The sequence below is a fragment of the uncultured Psychroserpens sp. genome (genome assembly GCF_947500255.1).
Classification (GTDB): domain Bacteria; phylum Bacteroidota; class Bacteroidia; order Flavobacteriales; family Flavobacteriaceae; genus Psychroserpens.
The window spans coordinates 1-364 of the sequence record NZ_CANMRL010000012.1 but is presented as its reverse complement, the minus strand read 5'-3'; the positions used below and the strand labels follow the sequence as shown (position 1 = coordinate 364).

Below are 364 nucleotides of genomic sequence, written 5' to 3'. Positions count from 1 at the left end.
TATTTGATGTTAGTGTAGTTGAGAATGCTGCTGACTTTACCGGAACAGGTACTTTACCAACACCAGTATACCAGAGTGGAGGTGCAGACTTAGACTTAGAGGCTGATTTAGAGGATTTAGCCGTAGGAGCTGGAACAATAGTATATACAGCCACATATACCATCACACAAGATGATATAGATGCAGGAATAGTAACCAACCAAGCGACAGCTAATGGAGATGATCCTGCTGGTAATGTCATAACCGATGATAGTGATGATCCAACCGATCCAACTGATACGGATAATAATGGTGATGGTGAGCCAGATGATCCAACCGATACTGTGATTCCACAGAATCCATCGATTAGCATCATCAAAGAGAG

General features: G+C 42.3%; 1 protein-coding gene. It reads left to right on the top strand.

The annotated features are described in order from the left end of the window. A partial coding sequence (locus tag Q0783_RS18350; RefSeq protein WP_298897594.1) for a hypothetical protein occupies positions 1–364 on the top strand: 364 nt, incomplete at both ends.